Annotated in this window: 17 protein-coding genes; 13 read left to right on the top strand and 4 right to left on the bottom strand. The window is 58.9% G+C overall.

The genetic code is table 11. The features are described from left to right. Nucleotides 1–69: 69 nt before the first annotated feature. The 9 genes from WG29040_RS02350 (at nt 70) to WG29040_RS02310 (ending at nt 11,834) form a co-directional block, all read left to right on the top strand. On the top strand, nt 70–936 hold the full coding sequence (locus WG29040_RS02350; RefSeq protein ID WP_003445253.1) for a hypothetical protein: 867 nt from the start codon (nt 70–72) through the stop codon (nt 934–936). A gap of 126 nt (nt 937–1,062) precedes the next feature. Continuing rightward, a complete protein-coding gene (locus WG29040_RS02345; RefSeq protein WP_003445254.1) occupies nt 1,063–2,631 on the top strand; it encodes an ABC transporter substrate-binding protein in 1,569 nt (522 codons plus the stop codon). A gap of 11 nt (nt 2,632–2,642) precedes the next feature. After that, complete coding sequence (locus WG29040_RS02340; protein WP_127195590.1) at nt 2,643–3,584, top strand: ABC transporter permease; 942 nt, start codon at nt 2,643–2,645, stop codon at nt 3,582–3,584. Then, nucleotides 3,581–4,450 (top strand): ABC transporter permease, encoded by an 870-nt coding sequence (locus WG29040_RS02335; RefSeq protein ID WP_003445257.1) that lies wholly within the window; start codon nt 3,581–3,583, stop codon nt 4,448–4,450. The genes WG29040_RS02340 and WG29040_RS02335 overlap by 4 nt, the downstream gene beginning before the upstream one ends. A 2-nt stretch (nt 4,451–4,452) precedes the next feature. Then, nucleotides 4,453–6,084 (top strand): ABC transporter ATP-binding protein, encoded by a 1,632-nt coding sequence (locus tag WG29040_RS02330; protein WP_127195589.1) that lies wholly within the window; start codon nt 4,453–4,455, stop codon nt 6,082–6,084. A gap of 130 nt (nt 6,085–6,214) precedes the next feature. Next, on the top strand, nt 6,215–7,495 hold the full coding sequence (locus WG29040_RS02325) for an OprD family porin (RefSeq protein WP_010656587.1): 1,281 nt from the start codon (nt 6,215–6,217) through the stop codon (nt 7,493–7,495). 66 nt (nt 7,496–7,561) lie between these two features. After that, nucleotides 7,562–9,079, top strand: coding sequence for a serine hydrolase (locus WG29040_RS02320; RefSeq protein ID WP_127195588.1), 1,518 nt, complete (start codon nt 7,562–7,564; stop codon nt 9,077–9,079). After that, the gene (locus WG29040_RS02315) at nt 9,076–10,401 is read left to right on the top strand and encodes an aminotransferase class III-fold pyridoxal phosphate-dependent enzyme (protein ID WP_010656585.1); all 1,326 of its coding nucleotides are present in this window, start codon (nt 9,076–9,078) and stop codon (nt 10,399–10,401) included. Before WG29040_RS02320 ends, WG29040_RS02315 begins: the two co-directional genes overlap by 4 nt. Before the next feature lie 14 nt (nt 10,402–10,415). Then, complete coding sequence (locus WG29040_RS02310) at nt 10,416–11,834, top strand: aldehyde dehydrogenase family protein (RefSeq protein ID WP_127195587.1); 1,419 nt, start codon at nt 10,416–10,418, stop codon at nt 11,832–11,834. A 12-nt stretch (nt 11,835–11,846) separates the two neighbouring features. Here the strand turns inward: WG29040_RS02310 and WG29040_RS02305 are convergent, their stop codons facing one another. Beyond that, nucleotides 11,847–13,031: an MFS transporter gene (locus WG29040_RS02305; protein ID WP_127195586.1), complete on the bottom strand. Its 1,185-nt coding sequence runs from the start codon at nt 13,029–13,031 to the stop codon at nt 11,847–11,849. Nucleotides 13,032–13,486: 455 nt separating this feature from the next. Next, a complete protein-coding gene (locus WG29040_RS02300) occupies nt 13,487–14,425 on the bottom strand; it encodes a LysR family transcriptional regulator (protein WP_003445310.1) in 939 nt (312 codons plus the stop codon). A 1,374-nt stretch (nt 14,426–15,799) separates the two neighbouring features. Here WG29040_RS02300 and WG29040_RS02295 point away from each other — a divergent pair. Continuing rightward, nucleotides 15,800–16,390: a hypothetical protein gene (locus tag WG29040_RS02295; RefSeq protein WP_127195585.1), complete on the top strand. Its 591-nt coding sequence runs from the start codon at nt 15,800–15,802 to the stop codon at nt 16,388–16,390. A 310-nt stretch (nt 16,391–16,700) separates the two neighbouring features. Here the strand turns inward: WG29040_RS02295 and WG29040_RS02290 are convergent, their stop codons facing one another. Together WG29040_RS02290 and WG29040_RS02285 are read right to left on the bottom strand one after the other, a co-directional pair. Continuing rightward, a complete protein-coding gene (locus WG29040_RS02290; RefSeq protein ID WP_127195584.1) occupies nt 16,701–17,345 on the bottom strand; it encodes a TetR family transcriptional regulator in 645 nt (214 codons plus the stop codon). Further along, the gene (locus tag WG29040_RS02285) at nt 17,338–18,132 is read right to left on the bottom strand and encodes an IclR family transcriptional regulator (RefSeq protein ID WP_127195583.1); all 795 of its coding nucleotides are present in this window, start codon (nt 18,130–18,132) and stop codon (nt 17,338–17,340) included. The genes WG29040_RS02290 and WG29040_RS02285 overlap by 8 nt, the downstream gene beginning before the upstream one ends. A gap of 245 nt (nt 18,133–18,377) precedes the next feature. Here WG29040_RS02285 and WG29040_RS02280 point away from each other — a divergent pair, with 245 nt between their 5' ends. From WG29040_RS02280 to WG29040_RS02270, 3 genes are read left to right on the top strand one after another with little or no spacing between them, the layout of a single operon-like run. After that, nucleotides 18,378–19,511: an efflux RND transporter periplasmic adaptor subunit gene (locus WG29040_RS02280; protein ID WP_133309070.1), complete on the top strand. Its 1,134-nt coding sequence runs from the start codon at nt 18,378–18,380 to the stop codon at nt 19,509–19,511. Nucleotides 19,512–19,526: 15 nt separating this feature from the next. Then, nucleotides 19,527–22,664, top strand: coding sequence for an efflux RND transporter permease subunit (locus WG29040_RS02275; RefSeq protein ID WP_127195582.1), 3,138 nt, complete (start codon nt 19,527–19,529; stop codon nt 22,662–22,664). After that, on the top strand, nt 22,661–24,094 hold the full coding sequence (locus WG29040_RS02270) for an efflux transporter outer membrane subunit (RefSeq protein WP_127195581.1): 1,434 nt from the start codon (nt 22,661–22,663) through the stop codon (nt 24,092–24,094). Before WG29040_RS02275 ends, WG29040_RS02270 begins: the two co-directional genes overlap by 4 nt. Nucleotides 24,095–24,155: the final 61 nt, after the last annotated feature.

Below are 24,155 nucleotides of genomic sequence, written 5' to 3'. Positions count from 1 at the left end.
TAAATTAGTTTTTCTTTTTATAGCCGCCGAACAATACTCAAGTCCGAACTGATTCGGCGAACTTTCCCCATGAGCAATCCTGATAACAACACCCTCGACGCGGCCTTGCGCGCTGCCAAAAACGTCTATCACCTCGGTGCAACCACGGTTTACTCGCACCAGCAGGACAGCCGTTTTGCCTACACCCTGTATGTGCCCGAGGCCATCGAAGACAGCACCCGGCCGGTTGACCTCGTGGTCTCGCTGCACGGTTCTACCCGGGCGATGGAAATCTACCGCAATGGCTTCGCGGAATTTGGTCGCTGGAACGATTGCGTGATTCTGTCGCCGCTGTTCCCGGTCGGCGTGCTGGGTGACGACAATGGGGACGGTTACAAGCAGATGGTCGAAGGCGATATTCGCTACGACAAGGTCTTGCTCGACATGATCGCCAGCGTCGGCAAACGTTACGGTCGCCGCTTTGAGACCTTCGCCCTGTTCGGTTATTCCGGCGGCGGGCAATTCAGCCATCGCTTCTGCTATCTGCACCCCGAAAAACTCTGGGCGGCATCTATTGGCGCGCCGGGTTCTGTCACCTTGCTGGATGCCGACCAGGACTGGTGGGTCGGGGTGCGGGACTTCGCCGCGCGCTTCGGTAAACCGCTGAACCTGCAAGCCTTGCAGCAACTGCCGGTGCACATGGTGGTGGGCGATTCCGACCTTGAAACCTGGGAAATCACCCACCGCGAAGGCGGCAAACACTACATGGCCGGCGCCAACTCCGCCGGACGTACTCGTCCGGAACGCCTGGCGGCCTTGAAGCAAAGTTTTGAAGCCGCCGGGGTGCAGGTGCATTTCGACCTGCTACCCAATGTGGCCCACCAGGGCATCAAGGCCATGCCGGCTGCCCAGGATTTTTTCGCCAGGGTCTTGCGCCACAAGCGCAGCCTTGGCTGATACAACGCTGGTAGCTGCACTCAGAACAGACCGTATAACAATAATCAAGGATTCACTCATTCTGATGCCGGTCCTGCCTTGGCCCTCGCCACCGACCGGAATATTTCTTCAAGGAGTCTTTCTCCCGTGAACAGTTACGTAAAGACGGCGCTGGCCGTCGCAATGTCGGCGTGCACAGTGTCCATGGCCGTCGCGCAAGACAAGGTCATCAGTGTTGGCCTCAATGGTGATATCCGCAGCACCGACCCGGGCGTCAACCGCGACGACAATACCGACGCGGTGATGATGCATATCGTCGAAGGGCTGGTGGCGTATCGCGAAGACACCAGCATCGCGCCACTGCTTGCCAGTGCGGTGGACATATCGCCGGACGGCCTGCGCTACACCTTTACCCTGCGTGACGGGGTGCACTTTCAAAATGGTCAGTTGTTGACGGCCCGGGATGTGCAATGGACCTGGCAACGCTATCTGGACCCCAAGACCCAGTGGCGCTGCCTGGCGGAGTTCGATGGCCGCGGGGCGGCGAAAATTGTCGATGTGGCCACTCCCGACCCGAAAACCGTGGTGTTCCAGCTGGACCAGGCCAACGGCTTGTTCCTGGCGGCAATGGCCCGCCCGGATTGCGCCGGCAGCGGCATTGTGCACCCGGATTCCCTGGCCGCCGATGGCAGTTGGCGCGCACCGATTGGCACCGGGCCGTTCAGCCTGGGCAAATGGCAGAAAGGCCAGTACGTCGAGCTGGATCGCTTCAAGGACTACAGCCCCCGTGCCGAGGCCGAGGCGGACGGTTACACCGGCAACAAGCAGGCGTTTGTCGACAAGGTGCGTTTCGAGGTGATCCCCGATTCGGCGTCGGCCAAGGCCGCGTTACTGTCTGGTGGCGTGGACCTGCTGCCGGATGTAACGGCGATGGACGCAGCACAGCTCAAACAGGTCAAGAACCTGCAGATACAGGTCAGCCCGATCATGACCATCAGCGGCCTGCTGTTCCAGACCAATGACCCGCTGCTCAAGGACGTGCGTATTCGTCGAGCGGTGGCGCTGTCCCTGGATTACGCGCAGATGGTTGCGGCGTTGTCCGATGGTTTGTCGGTGGTCAACAACTCGGTAATCCCCACCGCCAGTCCCTATTACGACGCCACCGCCCACCAGGGTTACACCTACAACCTCGACGAGGCCCGGCGCCTGTTGAAAGAGGCGGGTTATGGCGGTGAAAAAATCCGCATGCTGGTCAATAAACGCTACCCGCAGATGTTCGACATGGGCTTGCTCAGCCAGGCCATGGCCCAGGCGGCGGGGCTGAATATCGAGATGGAGACGCTGGAGTGGGGCACGCAACTGGAGCGCTACCAGACCGGCAGCTACCAGATGATGTCGTTTTCATATTCCGGGCGCTTTGATGCTGCGCAAAGCTATGAGTCTGTCATCGGCGACAAGCAAAAGGAGCCGCGCAAAGTGTGGGACAACCCCCAGGCCCTGGCGATATTGCGCGACGCCCAGCGTGAGGTCGACCCCGCCAAACGCCAGCCACTGTTCGACAAGCTGCACAGCATGATGCTCACGGATGTGCCGCTGGTGGTCATCTACAACGGTACAGCCATCGGCGCCATGGGCAAGCGCGTTGAAGGTTACCGCTCCTGGCCCGTTGCCAAGCCGCGCCTGTGGGGCGTGAAGCTGGCCGACACTTCCAAGTAAGGCGTAGAGCTATGTTTCGATTCATATTGCACAGGCTCGGCATGGCAGTGCCGACCCTGTTGCTGATCTCGGTGATTGTATTTGCCTTGATCCGCCTGATTCCCGGCGACCCGGCATTGCTGATGCTCGGCGACATGGCCGACCCGCAAAGCCTGGCCGACATGCGCAGCAGCCTGGGTCTGGATCACTCGGTGGTGAGCCAGTACCTGATCTGGATCAAGTCGGTGCTCAGTGGTGATCTCGGGGTGTCCATCAGCAGCCGCCAGCCAGTGCTGGAATTGCTGGTCGAGCGTTTCAGTGTCAGCGCCACGGTGGTGCTGGTTTCGGTGTTACTGGCGACCTTGCTCGCGGTGCCGGTGGGTTTGCTCGCGGCCTGGAAGCAAAACAGCGTGATGGACCTGGGCCTGGTGGCAACTGCGACCCTGCTGCTGTCGGTGCCCAGTTTCTGGCTGGGATTGCTGCTGCTGTATGTCTTCGGCATTCAGTTGGGCTGGCTGCCGGTGATCGGATACGTCGGCTTCGCCAGCGACCCGCTGAGGGCTGTGACCTATGTGGTGCTGCCGATCATCACCCTGACCCTGGTGGAGTTCGGTGCCATTGCGCGGATGGCACGGGCCAGCACCATTGAAGTGCTACGCCTGGAGTACATCGCCCATGCCCGGGCCAAGGGCTTGTCCGAGAGTGCGGTGTTGTGGAGGCACGCCTTGCGTAATGCCTTTGCGCCGACCTGGACGCTGATCGGTCTGATTCTCGGCAATCTGCTGGGCGGCATTGCGGTACTGGAGACGGTGTTCACCTTGCCGGGGATCGGCCGGCTGATGGTGGATGCGATCTTCTCCCGCGACTATCCGGTGCTGCAGGGCTGCCTGCTGCTGATCACTTGCATCTACGTGTTGGTCAACCTGTTGGTGGATCTGCTGTATCCGTTGTTCGATCCAAGGGTGAAGCTATGAACCTCAAGACTCTTTCCTTGCCGGCTGAACCGGCTTGCCAGCCTCGGCGGCCCTGGCGTTACCCGCCGCTGAATGCATTGATCGGTGGCACCTTGCTCGCGGCATTGGTGGCGCTGGCTCTGCTGGGTGTGGTGTGGACCCCGTACGACCCGCTGAAACTGGATCTGTTGTCGCGCCTGCAGCCGCCGAGCGCAGCGCATTGGCTGGGCACCGACGAATTCGGCCGTGATGTGTTCAGCCGTTTGATCATTGGTGCGCGTACCAGCCTGTGGATCAGTCTGCTTTCGGTAGCTGTAGCGGTTATCTGCGGCACGCTGATCGGCATGCTCGCCGGTTACCTGCGGGGCTGGACAGACCGCGTGCTGATGATGCTCAACGATGCGTTGCTGGCATTTCCCGGCATTCTCATGGCCCTGGGCATCATGGCGATCGTCGGTGCCAGCCAGTACGGCATCGTGCTTGCCTTGGGCATCGCCTACACCCCCTCAGTGGTGCGCGTGGTGCGTGGCAGCGTGCTGTCGTTACGTGAACTGGAATTTATCGAGGCCTCGCGGGTGATCGGCAACTCGGAGCTGTACACCATGTTCCGGCACATCACCCCCAATTGTCTGGCGCCATTGTGTGTGCTGGCCACCAGCATGTTCGGCTGGGCCTTGCTCTCGGAGAGTGCGCTGAGCTTCCTTGGCCTCGGGGTGCCACCACCCGCTGCCACCTGGGGCAGCATGCTGTCGGCAAGCCGCACCTATATTTCCAGTGCGCCATGGCTGGGGATCTTCCCGGGCATCTTTATCAGCCTGACCTTGTTGGCTATCAATCTGTTCGGCGATGCCTTGCGTGATCGTCTCGACCCGCGCATGAGGACATGAGCATGAGCGCTCCAGTTACGTTACTGGCTGTTGAAAATCTACAGATTCGGGTCGGTGCAGACGGTCCGCTGGCCGTCGATGACTTCAGCTTCAACATGGCTCCCGGCGAGATCGTTGCGCTGGTGGGCGAGTCGGGCAGCGGCAAGACCATGGCCGCCCGCGCGGTCATTGGCTTGCTGCCGACGCCGATGCAGGTGTGCGGCGGGCGCATCACCTTTCAGGGCGAAGCGCTCAATACCGCTGATCCCAAGGGCATGCGCCAGGTACGGGGGGCACGGATCGGCATGGTATTCCAGGAACCCATGGTGTCGCTCAACCCGGCTCTGACCATAGGCCGGCAGATGAGTGAGGCGCTCAAGTTGCACACCACCCTGGACGCAGCCGCGATCCGCGAGCGCTGTATCGCGATGCTGCAACGTATCGGCATCAAGGACGCCGAGAAATGCCTGGCGTCCTACCCGCACCAGTTCTCCGGCGGCATGCGCCAACGCATCATGCTCGCGTCGGTGATGTTGTTGCGCCCGGCACTGCTGATCGCCGACGAGCCCACCACCGCGCTGGATTGCCTGGCACAGCTGGACGTGATCGAGCTGATGCTGGAATTGACCCGCGAGCAAGGCACCGCGATTCTGTTTATCAGCCACGACCTGTCCCTGGTGGCGCGTTATGCCCACAAGGTGGTGGTGATGCGCTCGGGCAAAGCCGTGGAGCAGGGCCGTATCGAAGACATCCTGTTTGCGCCCCGGGCCGACTACACCCGCCAGTTACTGGAGGCGTTGCCGCGCCGTGGCAAGCTGGTACCACTACCGGCCTCAGACAGCGCGCTGTTGCAGGTTCGCGATGTGTGTATCGAACATCCCGGCCCCCGCAGTTTCTGGGGCCGTAGCGTGCCAAAGCGCGTGGTGCATTCGGTGAACCTGAGCATCGCCCCGGGGGAGACCCTGGCGCTGGTCGGTGGCAGCGGTTCGGGCAAGACCACCCTGGGACGTGCGGTGGTCGGGCTGGTCACGCCCTGCGCCGGGGCGATCATGTTTCAAGGCGTGGATATCCTCAAGGCCGCCAACCGCGCGCATCGTCTGCAATGCCAGATGATTTTCCAGGACCCGTATTCATCCCTTGACCCGCGCATGACCGTCGGCCAGATCATCGCCGAGCCGCTGCGCCATGAGCCGGGGCTGAACCCTGCGCAAAAGCGTCAGCGGGTCACCGATACCCTGGTGGACGTGGGCTTGCCCGAGCAGTTTCGTGAGCGCTTTGCCCATCAACTCTCCGGTGGTCAACGTCAGCGCGTGGCGATTGGCCGGGCGCTGGTCAGTCGGCCAAAACTGGTCATTGCCGACGAGCCGATTTCGGCGCTGGACATGACCATCCAGAAGCAGATCCTCGAACTGTTCGAGCGCTTGCAGCGCCAATATGGATTTGCCTGCCTGTTTATCTCCCACGACCTCTCGGCGGTGGAGCGCATCGCCCATCGCGTGGCGGTGATGAACCAGGGCGAGGTGGTTGAAATTGGCTCGCGGGACAGTATTTTCGACACCCCGCAACACCCCTATACCCGTCGGCTCCTCGCGGCGGCCAGCCCCCTGGAGAAACGTGCGGATGGCAGTTATCGCCTTCGCGCCAGTGTGATTTAGCGACTGCAGCACCCCAGGCCATGGCGTAGAACCCCAACCCTTCGCAAATCGATGATTTGCGAAGCGGGCGAAGCCATGGCCGAAGAAAACAAAAATAACCTTACTCAACCTGTCTGCCAGGAACCTACACATGAAGAACCGCATCAACCAAGTCGTTACCAGTGCCGGGGTCGTGGGCGCCAGTTTCATGCCCGTGTTTGCCCAGGCCGACTTCGTCTCCGACAGCAAAGCTGCACTTGAACTGAAGAACTATTACTTCAACCGCGACTACCGCGAATCCAGCGGGCAGAACAAGCGCGAGGAGTGGGCACAGGGCTTTATCCTGAACCTTGAGTCGGGCTTCACCGAGGGCACCGTCGGTTTTGGTCTGGATGCAGTCGGCATGCTGGGTGTAAAGCTCGATTCCAGCCCGGACAATTCAGGCACAGGGCTGCTGGCGCGCTCGAGCGTGGCCGAGCCGGGCTCCCCCAGCTATGCCCGCCGCGCCCATGACAACTACTCCAAGCTCGGTATCACCGGTAAGGCGCGCCTGGCCCAAAGCGAGCTGCGGGTGGGCTACATGGTGCCCGACCTGCCGACCCTGCAGCCGAACCTCAGCCGTCTGTTCCCGCAGAGTTTCAGTGGTACGGCGCTGACCTCCAAAGACATCGACAACCTGACGTTGAGCGTGGGCCAGCTGGATCAGGTCAAGCAACGGGACTCGACTCACTACGAGGACATGGGGCTTACCAGCCAGTACGGCGCCTACAAAAGCAGCGCCAGGAGCGACGAGTTTCGCTACGCCGGCGGCGACTACAAGCTGACGCCGACCACCCTGGTCACCTACCAGTTTGCGCAACTGGAGAGCCTGTACCGCCAGCATTACCTGGGTTTGAAAAACAGCTTCAAGTGGGGCCCCGGTACCTTCAAGACCGACATCCGTTACTTCAGTGCCAGCGAAGACGGCTCGGCGCTTGCCGGCAAAGTGGATAACCGTGCGTTGAGTACCCGGGTGGGCTACGGCCTCAATGGCCACAACCTCAGCGGCGGCTACCAGCAGCAGTACGGTGCGACACCCTTCACCTATGTTGACGGCAGCAACACCTACCTGTTCACCGAGTACCAACTGGCCAACTTCTCCCAGACCAACGAACGGGTGTGGCATGCCCGCTATGACTATGACTTTGCCGTACTGGGCGTACCGGGCCTGTTGTTCTCCACACGTTATGCCAAGGGCTTTGACGCCAAGGTCATCGGCTTCAACGGCGAAGGGCGCGAATGGGAGCGTGATTTAAGCCTGGGCTATGTGGTGCAGAGCGGCACCTTCAAGAACGTGTCGCTGCGTTGGCAGAACGCCAGCGCCACCAGCAACTTTGCCCGCGACACCAATGAGAATCGAGTGATCCTGGGTTACAGCCTGGCGCTCTGGTAGCGGTATCGGCGTGCGACAGGGTGAGCCTGGCGCACGCCCAAGCAGTGGAATGAGGGGATAGATCAGATGACGAGTTTGCCGTTGCGGCGGGCATTGCCCGGCCAACAACGCGTGTCGGCGCGTGGCGTGAGTGATTTCATCGATGCGGTGAACGCTGCGGGCCTGGAGTTGCACAGTTTCATGCTGTATCGCGACGGCGCGGTGGTGGCCGAAGCATTTTGGGCGCCTTACCGTGCAGACCGGCTGCACGTTCAACATTCGGCAACCAAGAGCTGGGTGTCCATGGCCATCGGGCTGTTGGTGGATGACGGCGTGCTGTCGCTGGACGCCAAAGTAGTGGATTTTTTCCCCGGCCAATGCCCGACCCCCATCAGCCAACACCTGGCGGCCATGACCGTGCGCGATTTGCTGACCATGCGCACCGGCCATCGTCAGGGAATTTCCGGCGGGGCCTGGCGCGGGCGCAGTGAAAGCTGGGTCAAACTGTTCCTCAACGAGCCGGTCGAAGAGCCGCCAGGACAGCGCTTCATCTACAGCAGCGCGTCGAGTTTCATGCTCTCGGCCATTGTCAGTGTCGTCAGCGGCCAGACCGCCTTTGAACTGTGCAACGCACGTATCTTCGAGCCCATGGGCATGGGCCGTATCGAGTGGGATCTGGCGCCTGGCGGTTACAACACCGGCGGTAATGGCTTGAGTTGCAGTACCGAAGATTTGCTCAAGTTCGGTGTACTGCATTTGCAGCAAGGAAGCTGGGAAGGGCAGCAACTGCTGTCCCGCGAGTGGGTGGCCGAGGCCACGCGCGGGCATGTCGAGGATGTGTGGATGGGCGCCTTCGATGGCAAGCGCTACCTGGGCCGCGACGAGTCCGGCGCCGCCGGTATCACTCGTCGCGAGGGGTACGGCTATCAGTGGTGGATGACCCTGCACGGTGGCTATTACGCCTCCGGGGTATTTGGCCAGCAGTGCATTGTGTTGCCACAGCAGAACGCGGTGATTGCATTTACTGCCGGGCTGCCATTGGGCGAACGGCGCTTGCACAGCCTGCTCTGGGAGCATCTGTTGCCTGCGCTGGACGGGCCGGCCGACAGCGCGGCTGACCCGCAGCTGGCGGCACTCTTGGCCCGCCAGCAGCGGCCGTCTCTGTCCGGTGCATCGACTTCGTCGCGCCAGGCCGGGTTCAGCGGCACATTCGAGATGCAGGCCAATGAAGATCAGGTCAGCCAGGTGCGCCTGGTGTTCGGTGACGGCTACTGCGACTTCTACCTCACCGACCCCCGCGGCAGCCACTGCATCCGCGCCGGGTTTACCGAAGCCATCGAAAGCCGGACCAGCATGACCGGCCACTATCTGCATCACCAATACCAGCCGGACATGACCCCGGTAGTGGCGCAAGCGGTCTGGACCGCAGACGGGGCGCTGAGCATGAGCTGGCAATTTGTCGAAACGGCATTTTGTGACCGCGTCACCTGCCGGCTTGAGCACGGCACCTTGTCTGTGGACCGCAGCGTCAATGTTAACGCAGGTCCGTTACAGCGCCCGACGCTGACTGGCCATCCCGCAACAGTATTTCAGGAGTCACCATGAACGATTTTTGCAAACAGCCAGAGACTGCCAGCGGCGCGTTCTGGGCGCCGTTTACCCCGATGCGCCAGTTCCAGCAACAACCGATGATGTTCACCAGCGCCGAGGGTATGTACTACACCACCAGCGATGGCCGCCGTGTGCTGGATGCAATGGCCGGGCTGTGGTGTGTGAATGCCGGGCATGGCCAGGCAAAAATTGTCGAAGCCATTCGCGAGGCCGCGGGGCGCCTGGACTTTGTCTCGTCATTCAAGATGAGTCACCCCCACGCCCTGGAGATGGCCGAGCGCCTGATCGAAATCAGCCCGGCAGGCATGGAGCACGTGTTCTTCACCAACTCGGGTTCCGAAGCCGTAGACACCGCGTTGAAGATCGCCCGGGGCTATCACCAGGCCCGGGGCGAAAGCCGCCGCACCAAGTTTATCGGGCGTGCCAAGGGCTACCACGGTATGGGTTTCGGTGGCCTTTCGGTGTCGGGTATCGGCCGCCAGAAGCGTGACTTTGGGCCTTTGCTGGGGGAGGTGTCACACCTGCCGCTGCCCTACGACGCGGGCATGCGTTTCAGCGCGGGGCTCGCGCAACAGGGCGAGAGTTACGCTGATGCACTGACTCAGTTGCTGGATATCCAGGACCCGAGCACCGTGGCCGCTGTCATCGTCGAACCGGTTACAGGCTCGGGCGGCGTCTATCCACCGCCCCAGGGCTATTTGCAGCGCTTGCGCGAGATCTGCACCCGCCACGGTGTGCTGCTGATATTCGATGAAGTGATTACCGGCTTTGGCCGCGTAGGTGCCAGCTTTGCCGCCCAGGCCTTCGGCGTGACGCCGGACCTGATCACCACGGCCAAAGGTCTGACCAACGGCGCCGTACCTATGGGGGGCGTGCTGGTCAGCGGTGCGGTGTACGAAGCATTCATGGCCGGGCCGGCGAACGTCATCGAGCTGATGCACGGCTACACCTATTCGGCGCATCCGCTGGCGTGTGCGGCCGGGCTGGCGACCATCGAGGTGCACCGCGAATTGGGCATCAACGAGCACGTTAACGCGGTCAGCGGCCTCTGGCAGTCTGCTGCGCTGGCGCTGCAGGGCGTTGGCCCGGTACTGGATGTACGCGCCATCGGCTTGCTCTGCGCCGTCGAACTTGAGCCACGCCCCGGTGCCGCCGGCGCACGCGGCAGCGAGGTTGCGCAGTGGTGCTTTGAACAGGGCGTGCTGGTACGCGGCTCGGGCGACACCATCGTGATCTCGCCGCCGCTGGTGATCAGCCCGCAGGAGATTGCCCAGGTGTTTGACACCTTGGCGGGTGCTTTGAATCAGGTGGCCTGAGGGGCGTCGACAACATGTCCGATCTGTTTGAGTTCTATATTGACGGCGCCTGGGTCAAACCCCACGGCGAAAGCGTGGAAGCGGTGGTGAACCCGTCCACCGAACAGGTGATCGCGCGCATCATCCTGGGTAACGGGCAGGATGTGGACCGTGCAGTCCGCGCGGCCCGCCAGGCGTTTCCTGGATTCGCCGGCAGTTCCCTTGAAGCGCGCATGGAACTGCTGCACAGCATCATCGAAGCCTACAAGCGCCACAGCGAGGCTTTAATCGAAGCGGTGCACCTGGAGATGGGCGCGCCGCTGTCCCTGGCGCGCAATGCCCATGTGCCGGCGGGCCTGGGCCATCTGGTGCAGGCGCTGGAGGTGTTGCGCGGATACCGTTTCGAACGTCGCCTGGGCACTTCACTGGTGGTGCGAGAGCCAATCGGCGTGTGTGCACTGATCACGCCCTGGAACTGGCCGCTCAACCAGCTCACCTGCAAGCTCGCGCCCGCTCTGGCGGTGGGCTGCACCTTGGTACTCAAACCGAGTGAGCGCGCGCCGTTGTCGGCGCATATCCTCGCTCAGGTACTGCATGAGGCTGGCGTGCCCAAAGGCGTATTCAACCTGGTCCACGGCGACGGCCCTGGGGTGGGAGCCGCACTGGCCCGCCATGTTGACGTGGATATGGTGTCCTTTACCGGCTCGACCCGCGCCGGTATCGCTGTGGCCAAAATGGCCGCCGATACGGTCAAACGTGTGTCCCAGGAGCTGGGCGGCAAATCCGCGAATATCCTGCTCGACGATGCCGACCTGCCAGGCGCGGTGCGCCATGCGGTGTTGGGCTGTATGCGCAACAGTGGCCAGTCGTGCAATGCGCCGACGCGCTTGCTGGTGCCTCGGGTGCAACAACAGGCGGTGATTGAGATCGCCCGGCAAGTGCTGGCGCAGGTGTGCTTTGACGACAGTAACCCGGCCACGGCCATAGGCCCGGTGGCTAACGCCATGCAATACGAACGGGTACAGGCCATGATCGCGCAGGCCATTGCCGAGGGGTCGCGGTTAATTGCCGGGGGGCCGGGGCGACCGCCAGGGATTGAGCGTGGCTACTACGTGCAACCGACGATATTTGCCGACGTCACCCCGGACATGCTGGTGGCCCGTGAAGAAATCTTCGGCCCGGTGCTGGCGATCATGCCGTACGACAGCGAAGCCGAGGCCATCGCCATCGCAAACGACAGCCCCTATGGATTGTCGGGTTACGTCACTTCGGCAAGCCTGGAGCGCAGTCGCAAGGTTGCCCGCCAACTGCGCACCGGCATGGTCCACCTCAACGGCGCACGGGCCGACCAGGCCGCGCCTTTTGGCGGCTACAAACAGTCGGGTAACGGCCGTGAGTGGGGCGAGTCGGGGTTTGACGAATACCTGGAGAGCAAGTCGCTGTTCGGCTATTAACTGCAGGTCAGGTCAGACCGCGTGTCCATCGGCAGTTGGAGGCCTGCTTTTCATTTGCAGGGCAAGTGCGCCGATGGCCACACCTGCTGCAGCGGCGCCTGCTATGGGGATATAGGCGAGCCCGAAATGGGTAATCACCCAGCCTGCACCTATGCCTCCCAACGCCGTTCCGAGGTTGAACGACGCAATATTAAGCCCTGAAGCCACTGCACTGGACTGCGGAGTGTAGTGGTGTGCCAGGCGCAGCATGCGCAGGGTCGACAGGGTCACTATGGCAAAGAACACCACTCCCAATAGCCCCACCAGCGTTAACGTGGCGATCATCGAATCGCCCCAGAGGTGCAACCCCGACAGATTAAGCATCAATGCCGTCAACCCGCCGAGCAAACATCGATCGGCGTCGAAGGCATCCACGAGATAGCCTCCCAGCAAATTGCCGAGAATGGAGCAGATACCGAACACCAGCATCGCCAGGCTCAGAACCTGCGGCGGGACACGGGTGATGTTCAGCAGGAACGGCGATACGAAGGTAAAGAATGAAAAAGTCGCCACGCTCACCAGCATCGCGATCGTGGCAGCCCCCAACAGTTCACGGTGCCACAGGGCCGCTATGCTTTGTTTCAGGTCTGTGGCGCGGTGACTCGAGGAATGGGGTTGCTGGCGCATCAGCAGCACCAGGCCCAGGGTGCTGATCAGGCCCAGGCCGCTGATGGCCAGGAACACCATGCGCCATGACCAGTAGCTGCCGAAGAAGGTGCCCAGAGGCACGCCAAAGGCGATTGAAAGGGTCAGGCCCATCCATACCAGCGATAGCGCTCGCCCTGCGCGCACCGGGTCGACCAGTTTGACCGCCGCGTTGGAGGCCACGGCCATGAATACCCCATGCGCGAGGCCGATGATGAAACGTACGCCATGCAAGGTCAGTACATCGGGCGCCAGACTGATGGCAACGCTGCCGGCGGCAAGCACGCCGAGGGTCAGCAACAAGACGGTTTTGTCGCGCCAGTTGGCCAACAGGGCCGTGATGATCGGGGCGCCGATGGCTGCGCCCAAGGCATAGGCGGCGATGGCTGAGCCAACTTGGGAGATGGACTCATGCAAGTCCATCGAGATCGCCGACACCAGGCCGGCAACAACGAATTCGGACAGGCCGAAGGTAAAAGTACAGAGCGAAAAAATGTAGATGACGGCTGGCATAAAGACTCGGTTGTGGGGGAGGGGCGCAACCCGTTAATGCAAAGGTGGAGGGGATAGTGCGGCGCCAAGAGTGAGATGAGAAATACTTTAAAAGTCTCTGTTTAATACTATTGGCGGGACTTGGTTGCTTTTTGATGGCGCGAGTATTGATCCGCGGTGAATGGCTGGTTTAGTTGTGATGTTCGGCGGGTTGGCGTATCACGGGGCGGCACGATCCTGAATAACAGGTCGATTACTCAAGTATCGATTTTTCTCGCTGACAGCTGCAGGCGCTTGCCAATAGACGTGAAAGTAATTTGCTTTATCGGTCGGCTCGGCAATGTTTGTTTGAGCTTTTTAACGGGGGCAAGTGAATCTCGGTTCATAACCATTATCTGCACCGTTGATGACGGCCGGGCCGCCAGGTTATTGATCCCGCGCACTGGCGTCGCGAGCTTGACCAGCCGGCTGGCACTCTAACTGACCCGGGCGGCCAGCATCCCCTCGACCCGGGGACCGGCGTTGAAGTCGAGCATGGAAATGAAGCTGTCCATCAACGGTGATTGGTTGTCGGTGTTCCAGCTCATATACAGGCCGATGGCCGGGTTGGGGGAGGCGGTCACGGGGTTGATCCGGCGGAACAGGACCTTGTCGCGCATGATTGAGCCGGCAATCGACTCAGGCACCAGGGCAACGCCGAAACCGCAGGCCACCAAGCCGATCAAGGTCTGGATCTGCGCAGCCTCCTGCACCACCCTGGGGTAAAAACCGGCGGCTTCACACAAGGCGATCAACTGACTGTGATAGCCGATGCCCAGGGCTTGGGGGGTGAATACGAAGTCTTCCCCGGCGAAATCCCTCAAGTCGATCCGACCTTCCTTCGCCTTCGGGTGATCGGCGGGCAGCGCCATCACGATCTCTTCGTCCAGCAGCAGGCGTGACTCGACGTTTTGCGCCGAGATCGGCAACTTGCGCATGAAGGCAATATCCGCTTCTCCCGACACAATGGCCCTGGCCTGGCTGGAAGAAGGCATCTCCTTGATGATCAACTGGACTTTGGGGTAGGACTCGCGGAACTGGCGCAAGGTACTGAGCAGTGACTCGTAGTAGGCGATCGACAACGCAGTCACCGTGAGTTTGCCGGCAATGCCCTGGGACACCTGGCGGGCGTGTTCGATGCCCAGCTCCAGCTCCTTCAACGTGCTGTAGGCAGTGTTCAGGAATGCATCGCCAGCCGGGGTCAGCTTGACCCCGCGTTTATTGCGCGTGAACAGACTGAACCCCAGTTTGTCTTCCAGCCGGTTGATGGCCTGGCTCAACGGGGGCTGGGCCATATGCAGGCGAATGGCCGCCTTGTTGAAATTCAGCTCTTCAGCCACGGCGATGAATTGGCGTAGCAGGCGGGTTTCGATCATTTCTTCTGTTCCTTCATTGAACTGATCTGTGGGCTGGGTGCGGCAATGGTAGCGGTAAACAGGCGCTCGACTAAGGCATAAACATCGCCAAGTTGTAGGTTTGATCCAAAAACGTGCAAGCGCTGTCGAGCAGGCCTGAATGCCGCGGGGACGTTTGCGGATGGGCCTTGGAATAAATAATCGTCAAGGGATCATTTGGATTGAACATCAGCTTGATAGGCCGCATGTATCAACTTGCGTCGCCGTTAGTATTAAACAATGTGCATATGCATTGTCAGGCTGAGGCAGCACCCAAGAGCAAACCGATATCTTGATTAACAACGCCGGTTGGGTCGGTTATCAAGCAATTGAAGAGGCCGACCCAACAACTGGAAGTGAATGGAGCTCCATGGTTGGTGGAAAGGCAGAAATGATCAGATAACAGCCTGTCCGACGACACCTACAGACTCTCAGGGTCGCCAAAGAACATTTTGACTTGGCTCTAGGGCGGTAGTTTCAGGTCATAAAAAAATAATGATGCCCCCAGTTTTGCCCCCAGTTACACAGGGTGCGAGAGCGCTCGCGAGCGGCGATTTCTCACGAACTCCAGCATGGCAGTTGCTGGCTTTCGGTGTAACTCCTCATTGGATCTGGAGGGTGGGTGCATGGCTCATCAAGGACAAGCTAATCCGCTCTCGCTCGAGAGCAGCGACTCCGATCGGCTGTGTTCGACCAAATATTTGCATCCGCGTAATTGGTTTACTGGGCTTGGAGGCTTCTACGAAACCAGGGGGCAATTCACTGGGCGCCAATCATTGTTGATAGACCCCCTCGTCAAAAGGCACCTGATTAGGGCGCCTTGCGGGTGATTACGCTAACTGATGTTCGAACATTATTGCTCAACTCGGCTCATGCGACTCAGAGGGGCTCGTACCATCTGCAGATCTACGTGAGTGGACGCCAATGTTCAGAGGGCCGGCAACACCCTCCAACGCGCTCCGTCCCACTCGTGTTGCTACGAGGGCGACACCTTCGCCCCAGAACTGATCTTGGTTTACGTCCTGAGGGGCACCATCACGCCACCAGATAAGTCCTGCGACGCAGACACCGTTCCTGTCGAGGTAGTGCATCCAATTGCCCTGATCATGCCGCCATTCCAGGTAGTGCAGCCATTCGGGGCACAATACCAGCACATCATCAGAGTAAGTTGGGATACCGCTGATGGAGAGGCGGCCGACAATGCTCTCTGATGGTTCGTCTAGAGCGCATATGCCATCAATCCACAGTGCCGGGGGGAAGGGCGCGTCCTGTGCTTGCCCAATAAGCTTCCTCGACATAGAACGGAGCGCGAGCACGCGTCATCTCAAGATTTTGTCTGATAAGACGCCAATAAAAATGAGTGATTTCTGCGATAGCGGAGTCCCCGTCATCGATTATGGCCATGTGAGTCAAGGCGTTCAGGTTCTTGACCGCGATCCTGAGTTCAAAATGCTGGTCTCTGCTGTGTGGGATTATCGGCTTCCCTTCCAGAAAACCATGGGACATGCTGCTGCGCTGCTTGGTTTGATGCTCACCCTGGAGCCGATATCCAACACTGCTATCGCAGCAGTTATGATTCAGTGGTTTGTGAAGGCTGGAATGAGTAAAGATGCTCCAGATCAAGCCCTGCGAACGATTACTCGACTCGTAACCTTTGTGGCGAGCATCAGGTCCTTAGAGGGGCGCGCGGGGAAGCGACTTTGGGGAGTCTATCTTCTGATTGTCGAGTGGCATCACGGGCATCTCGATGACACTAAAATAGAGTTGGCAATACAGGCGTTGGGGGGCGAGTGTGTTCGCCTAGAACACGTTACGCTGGGTCTGGGAACTGACGTTTTTTCCGCTCTCATCAAGTGCCTGCCGAACGGATCAGTCGAGGCACGTATTTTTGCTCACGCCTATTCTAGGGGGCTGGCGCAGCAGGACTCTGGAGGCACAAGAGTATGATCTGTTGCGGTTCTAGGCGTCCTGTCGATGTTGAGGAGAAGCGGGTTCACCTTTGTATTCCAGCTCATAGTGATGAGATGAATGGCCTGCCAAACGGCGACTAACGACTCTCGGGCAAGCCAAAGAACATTTTGACTGGGCTCTAGGGCGGTAGTTTCAGTTTGAAAAAATCTTAATAGGCCCCCAATTTTGCCCCCACTCACGTACCGTAGGCGAGCGATCACGAATGGCGATTCCTGACGAAATCCAGTATGGCTCTGGGTGGCTTTGAGTTTACGCCCGAACTGGGTTGAGTGGTTTCTGTCGTTTGTTACGACAGTAGTGATCCCGTGCGTCGGTTCGAAACGCTAAGAAGATGCAGCGGTGGTTTGAAAAGGACATCGCTTATCACATCGAGTGTCATCTTGATGTGACGCGGAACGTCGAGGACACCCTGTACACATTCAAAGAAAAGACCGCTTAAACACATCTGAAACAGCCGGCAGGTGACGTTGATATCCAGTGACGGGTCCACTTCGCCTTTGTTTATCGCGCTTTCCAGCATACATTGCATCTGAGAAGTGAAATTTCCTTGGACCTTATGCAGCCTTTCGGTGATAGGTGCTTCACCTGCGATGTTCTCACTTCTTTTCAACAGGATTTCGCAGAGTAGACGTGACTCAACCTTTATTAAGGTTTGTTCGATGGCGACGAACAAACGCTGAATATTGCGCTGCAGGTTCATCCCAGCAGAAAAAAAACGTTCTACAGGTAGCGTAATGTCTTGCAATACGGCCAGCAGCAACTCTTCCTTGCCCTTGAAGTGCCAATATACAGCGCCTCGCGACAGCCCAGCCTGTTTCGCAATGATCTCTAACGTCGCGCAAGAAAAGCCGCTTAATGCGAATACTTGCGCGCCCGACGCCAAAATTTTCTGACGTGTACGCTCTGCCTCCTCAGCAGTTTTCCTAGCCATTTGGGTTTCCCGGTCTTGTCAACGAAGGAGAGCCTATCATTCGTTCTATGTTTTGTTTGCATTCAACGAGGGCTGTTTCAAAACGATCAGCTCGCAGATGGGTGCGAGACGCTGGGGCGACGACGGAAATGGCATAGTTCCCCAAATAGGTATTGATTGATATCGCTACTGAGCAGATACCTTCGATGTACTCCTCTTGGTCCTTGGCAATACCGCTAAGACGAATAGTGTCCAGTTGCGCAAGCAAGGCGGCTTTATCCAGGGTCTGGGGCGTGAACTTCTCTAGCGATTCCGGTAGTAAAGCTGCCGCTGTTTCTAAGTTAAGACTGGCGAGCAGTACTTTACCGCTGCTAGTGGCATACGACGGCGGTTGGATGCCGATTGGAAAGACGACTCGCAATTCTCGTTCGGAAACAACCCGTTCGACGACATAGATTTTGTCGCCGATCAATGACGCCAGAGTGACCGACTCTCCCACAAGCAGCGAAAGCTCGCAGATAAAGGGGTGGACCATCGAGATGATATCCGATTGCGTTTGATTGATCAGTTGGCCGAACGCAGGCCCTAAACGAAAGCCTCCTCGCACACCGAGCGACTCGACCAAGTATTCGTCTTCCAGCGCAGCGATGATCCTCTGAACGGTAGAGCGCGGTAATTCGACAATATGGGCTATCGCCGCAAGGCTAAGCCCCTTGGGATTGTCACCCAGCGACCGCATCACTGCCGCGGCTCTGGCAATCACCTGAATGCCGCTGTTCTTACTGCCCGGATTTGAATCCCTACTCATTATTTCTCTCTCTATCGTCTTGCCCGCGGTGTTCTTCAATTAAACAGCCCACCGAATCGAGATGCTGGACGTGACCTGTCACCGCAGCATTGCGGGGGAGCAGGTGTCCGATTCTAGTCGAATCAAGAACTCTAACGAATAACTGAACTGGGAAAAGCACTTGTCGCTTCTGGATTGCATAATGGTACACTGGACTGAATTGCGATACATCAAATTATGTTTTTTCAGCTTTTAGGAGATCCCCGGTGAACCGCTCATGGCCTTTGCGTGCCTTACATATCCTTCCCTTTACCGCCGTTTTGTTGACGGGATGCGGTAAATCTCAACCGCTAGCGGTTGAGAACCCTGCGGTCGACGTGGGTGTTTATACGGTCAAGGCTGAGGTCTTGACCTTGACCTCCGATCTCCCTGGCCGTACATCCGCCTTCCGAGTCGCGCAAGTGCGCCCGCAAGTCAGCGGGATCGTGCAGAAGCGGCTGTTTGAAGAGGGGGCTGAGGTCAAGCAGGGTCAACAGCTTTACCAGATAGATCCTGCTTCCTATCAAGCTGAGCTGGCCAAGGCCAGGGCTAACCTCGGGACCGCCGAGAAACTGGCTCAACGTTACGAGCGATTGCTCAAGACCAACGCCGTCAGCCGTCAGCAATACGACGACGCCTATGCGACATGGAAGCAGGCGCAGGCTGAAGTTCAGATGGCTGAGATCAACGTGCGGTATACCCGCGTACTGGCGCCGGTGTCCGGCCGGATTGGCCGCTCCGCGGTTACTGAAGGTGCGTTGGTCACCAATGGGCAGGCTACGGAGTTGGCCACCGTCACCCAACTTGATCCGATTTTTGTCGACGTGACCCAGCCCATCACCCGCATTTTGGGGCTGCAACGGGCATTGGCATCGGGCGGCTTGCAAAGTGCCGGCGAAAATCAGGCTCAAGTCAATTTGAGTCTCGACGATGGCAGCACCTATCCGCTGCCCGGTGTCCTGAAATTCTCCGAGGTGAGTGTCGACCAGGGCACCGGTTCGGTGACCTTGCGAGCAGTGTTCCCCAACCCGGATCACAAATTGCTCCCAGGCATGTTCGTTCATGCGGAACTCAAGGAAGGCGTGAAAGAAGGCGCCAAGCTGGTACCGCAGCAAGCCATCATTCGCGACAGCCGAGGCGTCGCCACGGCATGGGTGCTCAAGGCCGATGACACCGTTGAACTCCGTGACTTGCAAACGTTGCGGACGGTGGGTAATGCATGGCTGGTCGGTAAAGGGATTGAGGCTGGCGAACAAGTTGTTACCGAGGGCTTGCAGCGGTTGAAGCCAGGGACTCAGGTAAAGCCGACTAAAGCCAGCAATGTTGATTTGGTGACTGATTTCACCGCCGACGCCCATTAAGGAAGCCTATTTACCATGTCACGTTTTTTTATTGATCGGCCCATTTTCGCCTGGGTGATCGCCTTGGTGATCATGCTCGGCGGTGCGTTAGCCATTTTTGCGCTGCCCATAAACCAATACCCCAACATTGCGCCGCCCGCGGTACAAATCAGCGTGACCTACCCGGGTGCCTCTGCACAGACGGTGCAAGACACCGTGGTGCAGGTTATTGAGCAACAGCTCAACGGATTGGATGGCTTGCGATACATATCGTCAAACAGCAACACCGACGGCAGTATGCAAATCATCGTGACCTTCGATCAGGGCACAGACGTGGACATTGCCCAGGTCCAAGTACAAAACAAGCTGCAGTTGGCCACGCCTATGCTGCCGGAAGAAGTTCAGCGCCAAGGTATTCGCGTGGTGAAATACCAGATCAACTTCATGTTGATCGTGGCGTTGGTATCCACTGATGGCCGCATGTCCAACTTCGACATGGGCAACCTGATCGTTTCCCAGTTGCAGGATCCCATCTCCCGAACCAAAGGCGTTGGCGACTTCATGGTGCTGGGCGCACAGAACGCCATGCGCATCTGGCTGGACCCCGGCAAGCTGAACAGCTACCAGTTGGTTCCCCAGGATGTCATGGACGTTGTTGCGGCCGAAAACGTCCAGGTCTCAGCTGGCATGCTCGGCGGCTTACCCGCGCGTAAAGGGGTTCAGCTCAACGCCACCGTCATCGGCAAGACGCGGATGCGCAGTGTCGAAGAGTTCAACGATATCCTCGTCAAAGTAAACCCGGACGGCTCGCAGGTCCGGCTCAAGGATGTTGCCGAGGTGGCCATCGGCAGCGAAAACTTCTCGATCTCCAGCGAGTTCAACGGCAAACCAGCGGCGGGCCTGGCTCTGCGCTTGGCCTCGGGAGCCAACTTGCTCGATACCGTCGCCCAGGTCAAGGAGACGATTGAAGCGCTCAAGCCTTACCTGCCCGAAGGGGTCGAAGTATATTTCCCTTACGACACTTCACCCGTGGTCTCCGCTTCGATCGAGTCGGTCGTCCATACCTTGATTGAAGCGATTGTGCTGGTGTTTCTGGTAATGTTCTTGTTCATGCAGAACATACGGGCGACGCTGATCCCGGCAATGGCTGTTCCAGTGGTGTTGTTAGCCACATTTGGCGTGCTGTTGGCCTGTGGTTTTACCATCAACGTGATGACCATGTTTGCCATGGTATTGGCCATCGGGTTGCTGGTGGACGATGCCATTGTGGTGGTGGAGAACGTCGAGCGGCTGATGGCCGAGGAAGGCTTGTCTCCCAAGGAGGCGACACGCAAGTCAATGGACCAGATCTCTGGTGCGCTGGTTGGCATCGGCCTGGTCATTTCCGCGGTGTTTCTGCCGATGGCGTTTTTCAGTGGTTCGGCGGGAATCATTTACCGCCAGTTCGCGATTACCATCATTTCGGCCATGAGTTTCTCGGTGTTGATCGCCCTGGTCTTCACGCCGGCCCTGTGCGCCACGATGCTCAAGCCGCACAAGCCGGGGCAGCATGAGAAGAAGGGTTTCTTCGGCTGGTTCAACCGCAGCTTTGACAAGAACACCCTGCGTTATGAGCGAGGCGTAAAAGGCATTCTGGCCCGTCGCTGGAGGTTCATGTTCATCTATCTGGCACTGATCGCAGTAGTGGCTGTGCTGTTTTTGCGTATCCCGACGGCGTTTCTGCCGGATGAAGACCAGGGCACCATGTTTGTGCAGATTCAACTGCCGCAAAACGCCAGTGCCGAGCGCACTGAAGCGGTTCTGACCCAAGTACGTGACTTTATCCTCGAAGGCGAGGACGAAAGCGTCGCTACGGCCTTTACGGTTAACGGTTTTAACTTTGCCGGCCGTGGCCAGAGCTCCGCGCTGGTCTTCGTCAGTTTGAAGCCATTTGAAAACCGTGAGTCAGCAGAGAGTACGGTGTTTAAAGTGGCTGATCGGCTTAACGCTAAATTTGCCACGATCAAGGATGCGACCGTCATCGCGATTGTGCCGCCGGCCATTATGGAAATGGGTAATGCCACCGGTTTCGATATTTTCCTGCAGGATAACGCGGGTGTTGGCCACGATGGTTTGGTGGCGGCCCGCGATCAGTTCCTGGCGCTGGCAGCCCAAGAGCCGGTGCTAGCGCTGACACGCCCGAACGGCATGAATGACGAGGCGCAATACCAGGTCAGCATCAATGATGAGAAGGCGCGCGCTTTGCGGGTGTCCATCGCTGACATCAACCAGACCATGTCAGTGGCGTGGGGCTCGGCCTACATCAATGACTTCATCGACCAGGGTCGGGTCAAAAAGGTGTATGTGCAGGGCAATCAGGATTCACGGATTTCGCCCGAAGACTTTGACAAGTGGTATGTACGCAACGCTGCTGGCGCCATGGTGCCGTTCTCGGCATTCGCCACCGGCAAGTGGATCTTCGGTTCGCCGAAGCTGGAGCGTTTCAACGGTATCCCGGCAATTGAATTACTCGGTACCCCAGCGCCTGGTTACAGTACGGGCGACGCCATGGCTGCAGTGGAGCGTATTACGGCACAACTGCCCAGCGGCATCGGCATGGCGGTGACTGGCTTGTCCTACGAGGAAAAACAAGCAGGCTCGCAAGGACCTGCGCTGTACATCCTGTCGCTGATGATGGTCTTCCTGTGCCTCGCAGCTCTGTATGAAAGCTGGTCCATTCCAGTTGCCGTCCTCTTGGTGATCCCTCTGGGTGTCCTAGGTGCGGTCCTGGCGACCTTGATGCGTGGGCTTTCCAACGACGTGTTTTTCCAGGTGGGGATGTTGACCACCATGGGCCTGGCGGCGAAGAACGCCATTCTCATCGTCGAGTTCGCCAAGGACCTGTATCAACATCAGGGCCGAACCTTGGTCCAGGCCGCTGCCGAAGCCGCTCGCTTGCGCTTGCGTCCGATCATCATGACCTCCATCGCGTTCGTCATGGGTGTGCTGCCGCTGGCAATGGCTGTAGGAGCTAGCAGTGGCAGTCAACACTCCATAGGCACTGGTGTGGTTGGCGGTACATTGGCCGCGACCTTCCTGGCGATCTTCTTCGTGCCATTGTTCTATGTGGTTGTTACGGGTCTGTTCACCAAGAAAGTAAAAGCTGCCCCCGTGCAGGCAGGAGAAGAGGCATGAAGCTTAACCACCTCGCGCTGGCTGTAGCCTTGGCTCTGGGGCTGCAAGGCTGCTCGCTGATTCCTGAGTTCAGCCAGCCTCAGGCGCCGATTGACAGCGCCTGGCCGCAAGGCCCGGCGTATCGCGCAGAAACAGATACTGCGGCGACATCGTTGCTTTGGAAGGACTTCTTCCGTGATCCCAAGATGCAGCAGTTGATTGGTCTGGCTTTGGATAACAATCGCGATCTGCGGGTGGCCGCCTTGAACGTTCAAGCGTACCGGGCGCAGTACCGCATCCAGCGTTCGGAGCTGTTTCCCAGCATTGATGCGAATGCCAGTGGGAGCCGCCAGCGGCTGCCGGCTGATTTAGCGACCACCGGCCAGTCCGGCATTCAGAGCCAGTATGGTCTGGACGTCGGCATCAGTTCTTACGAGCTGGACGTCTTCGGCCGCGTGCGCAGCTTGAGCAGCGCAGCGTTGGAAACCTACCTGGCCACCGAGCAGGCACAGAACAGCATCCGCATTGGCTTGATTGCCGATGTGGCCAGTGCCTATCTGACCTGGCGGACCGATCAGGGGCTGCTTGAGGTCACTGCGAATACCCTGGCCAGTTACACCAAAAGCTTGGGAATGATTGAATCGTCCCAGCGCGAAGGCACCTCTTCGGCACTGGATGTACGTCAGGCGAGAACCCTGGTCGACAGTGCGCGAGCGCAGAAGATCCTCTACACCCGCCAGGTCGCCCAGGATGCCAACGCCTTGCAGCTGCTGCTGGGTGCGAATATTCCGAGCGATCAGGTCAATGGCTTGGCGCTTAACGCGGACTTGTTGAGGGATATTCCCGCGGGCTTGCCTTCTGACCTGTTGCAAAAGCGTCCGGATATTCAGGAGGCCGAGCATCGCTTGTTGGCGGCCAATGCCAACATTGGTGCCGCCCGGGCTGCGTTCTTCCCGAGCATCAGCCTGACCGCGACTGCAGGCTCGGCGAGCAGTCAGTTAGGCGACTTGCTAAAAGGTGGCCAAGGTAGCTGGAGCTTTGTCCCGCAAATCAACGTCCCGATCTTCAACGGCGGACGCCTGCGGGCCAATCTGGACTACGCAACTATCCAGAAGGACATTGGTGTAGCGCAGTACGAGAAAAGCATTCAGACCGCCTTCCAGGAAGTCGCCGATGGCCTGGCCGCAAAAGGCACTTACGGCGAACAGCTGCAAGCCCAGAGCGATCTGGTACAAGCCAGCCAGGAATACTTCGACATGGCGCAGCAGCGTTATGACGAAGGGGTGGATAACTACCTGACACTGCTGGATGCGCAGCGTCAGCTGCTGTCTTCGCGGCAAAAACTGCTCAGCGATCGTCTGTTGCAACTCGATAGCCAAGTGCAGCTGTACAAGGCCTTGGGAGGAGGTTGGGAGCAGTCGGCGCTGGAGAGCTCTTCAGTCAAAAACTAAAAGACTAAAAAGTGACGAGCCCAAAGCGACGGGCTCGTCCGTCTGATTTCATCATCTGATC

This window comes from Pseudomonas sp. PAMC 29040 (assembly GCF_003994535.1).
GTDB lineage: Bacteria > Pseudomonadota > Gammaproteobacteria > Pseudomonadales > Pseudomonadaceae > Aquipseudomonas > Aquipseudomonas paraversuta.
This window is presented reverse-complemented; position numbering and strand designations above follow the sequence as displayed.

Bases quoted from the DNA above. Each gene is read 5' to 3' on its own strand.
- WG29040_RS02315 (WP_010656585.1), top strand. From the start codon at position 9,076: ATGAACGATTTTTGCAAACAGCCAGAGACTGCCAGCGGCGCGTTCTGG.
- WG29040_RS02340 (WP_127195590.1), top strand. From the start codon at position 2,643: ATGTTTCGATTCATATTGCACAGGCTCGGCATGGCAGTGCCGACCCTG.
- WG29040_RS02295 (WP_127195585.1), top strand. From the start codon at position 15,800: ATGAGTGATTTCTGCGATAGCGGAGTCCCCGTCATCGATTATGGCCAT.
- WG29040_RS02335 (WP_003445257.1), top strand. From the start codon at position 3,581: ATGAACCTCAAGACTCTTTCCTTGCCGGCTGAACCGGCTTGCCAGCCT.
- WG29040_RS02300 (WP_003445310.1), bottom strand. From the start codon at position 14,425: ATGATCGAAACCCGCCTGCTACGCCAATTCATCGCCGTGGCTGAAGAG.
- WG29040_RS02275 (WP_127195582.1), top strand. From the start codon at position 19,527: ATGTCACGTTTTTTTATTGATCGGCCCATTTTCGCCTGGGTGATCGCC.
- WG29040_RS02285 (WP_127195583.1), bottom strand. From the start codon at position 18,132: ATGAGTAGGGATTCAAATCCGGGCAGTAAGAACAGCGGCATTCAGGTG.
- WG29040_RS02350 (WP_003445253.1), top strand. From the start codon at position 70: ATGAGCAATCCTGATAACAACACCCTCGACGCGGCCTTGCGCGCTGCC.
- WG29040_RS02305 (WP_127195586.1), bottom strand. From the start codon at position 13,031: ATGCCAGCCGTCATCTACATTTTTTCGCTCTGTACTTTTACCTTCGGC.
- WG29040_RS02330 (WP_127195589.1), top strand. From the start codon at position 4,453: ATGAGCGCTCCAGTTACGTTACTGGCTGTTGAAAATCTACAGATTCGG.
- WG29040_RS02310 (WP_127195587.1), top strand. From the start codon at position 10,416: ATGTCCGATCTGTTTGAGTTCTATATTGACGGCGCCTGGGTCAAACCC.
- WG29040_RS02290 (WP_127195584.1), bottom strand. From the start codon at position 17,345: ATGGCTAGGAAAACTGCTGAGGAGGCAGAGCGTACACGTCAGAAAATT.
- WG29040_RS02320 (WP_127195588.1), top strand. From the start codon at position 7,562: ATGACGAGTTTGCCGTTGCGGCGGGCATTGCCCGGCCAACAACGCGTG.
- WG29040_RS02270 (WP_127195581.1), top strand. From the start codon at position 22,661: ATGAAGCTTAACCACCTCGCGCTGGCTGTAGCCTTGGCTCTGGGGCTG.
- WG29040_RS02325 (WP_010656587.1), top strand. From the start codon at position 6,215: ATGAAGAACCGCATCAACCAAGTCGTTACCAGTGCCGGGGTCGTGGGC.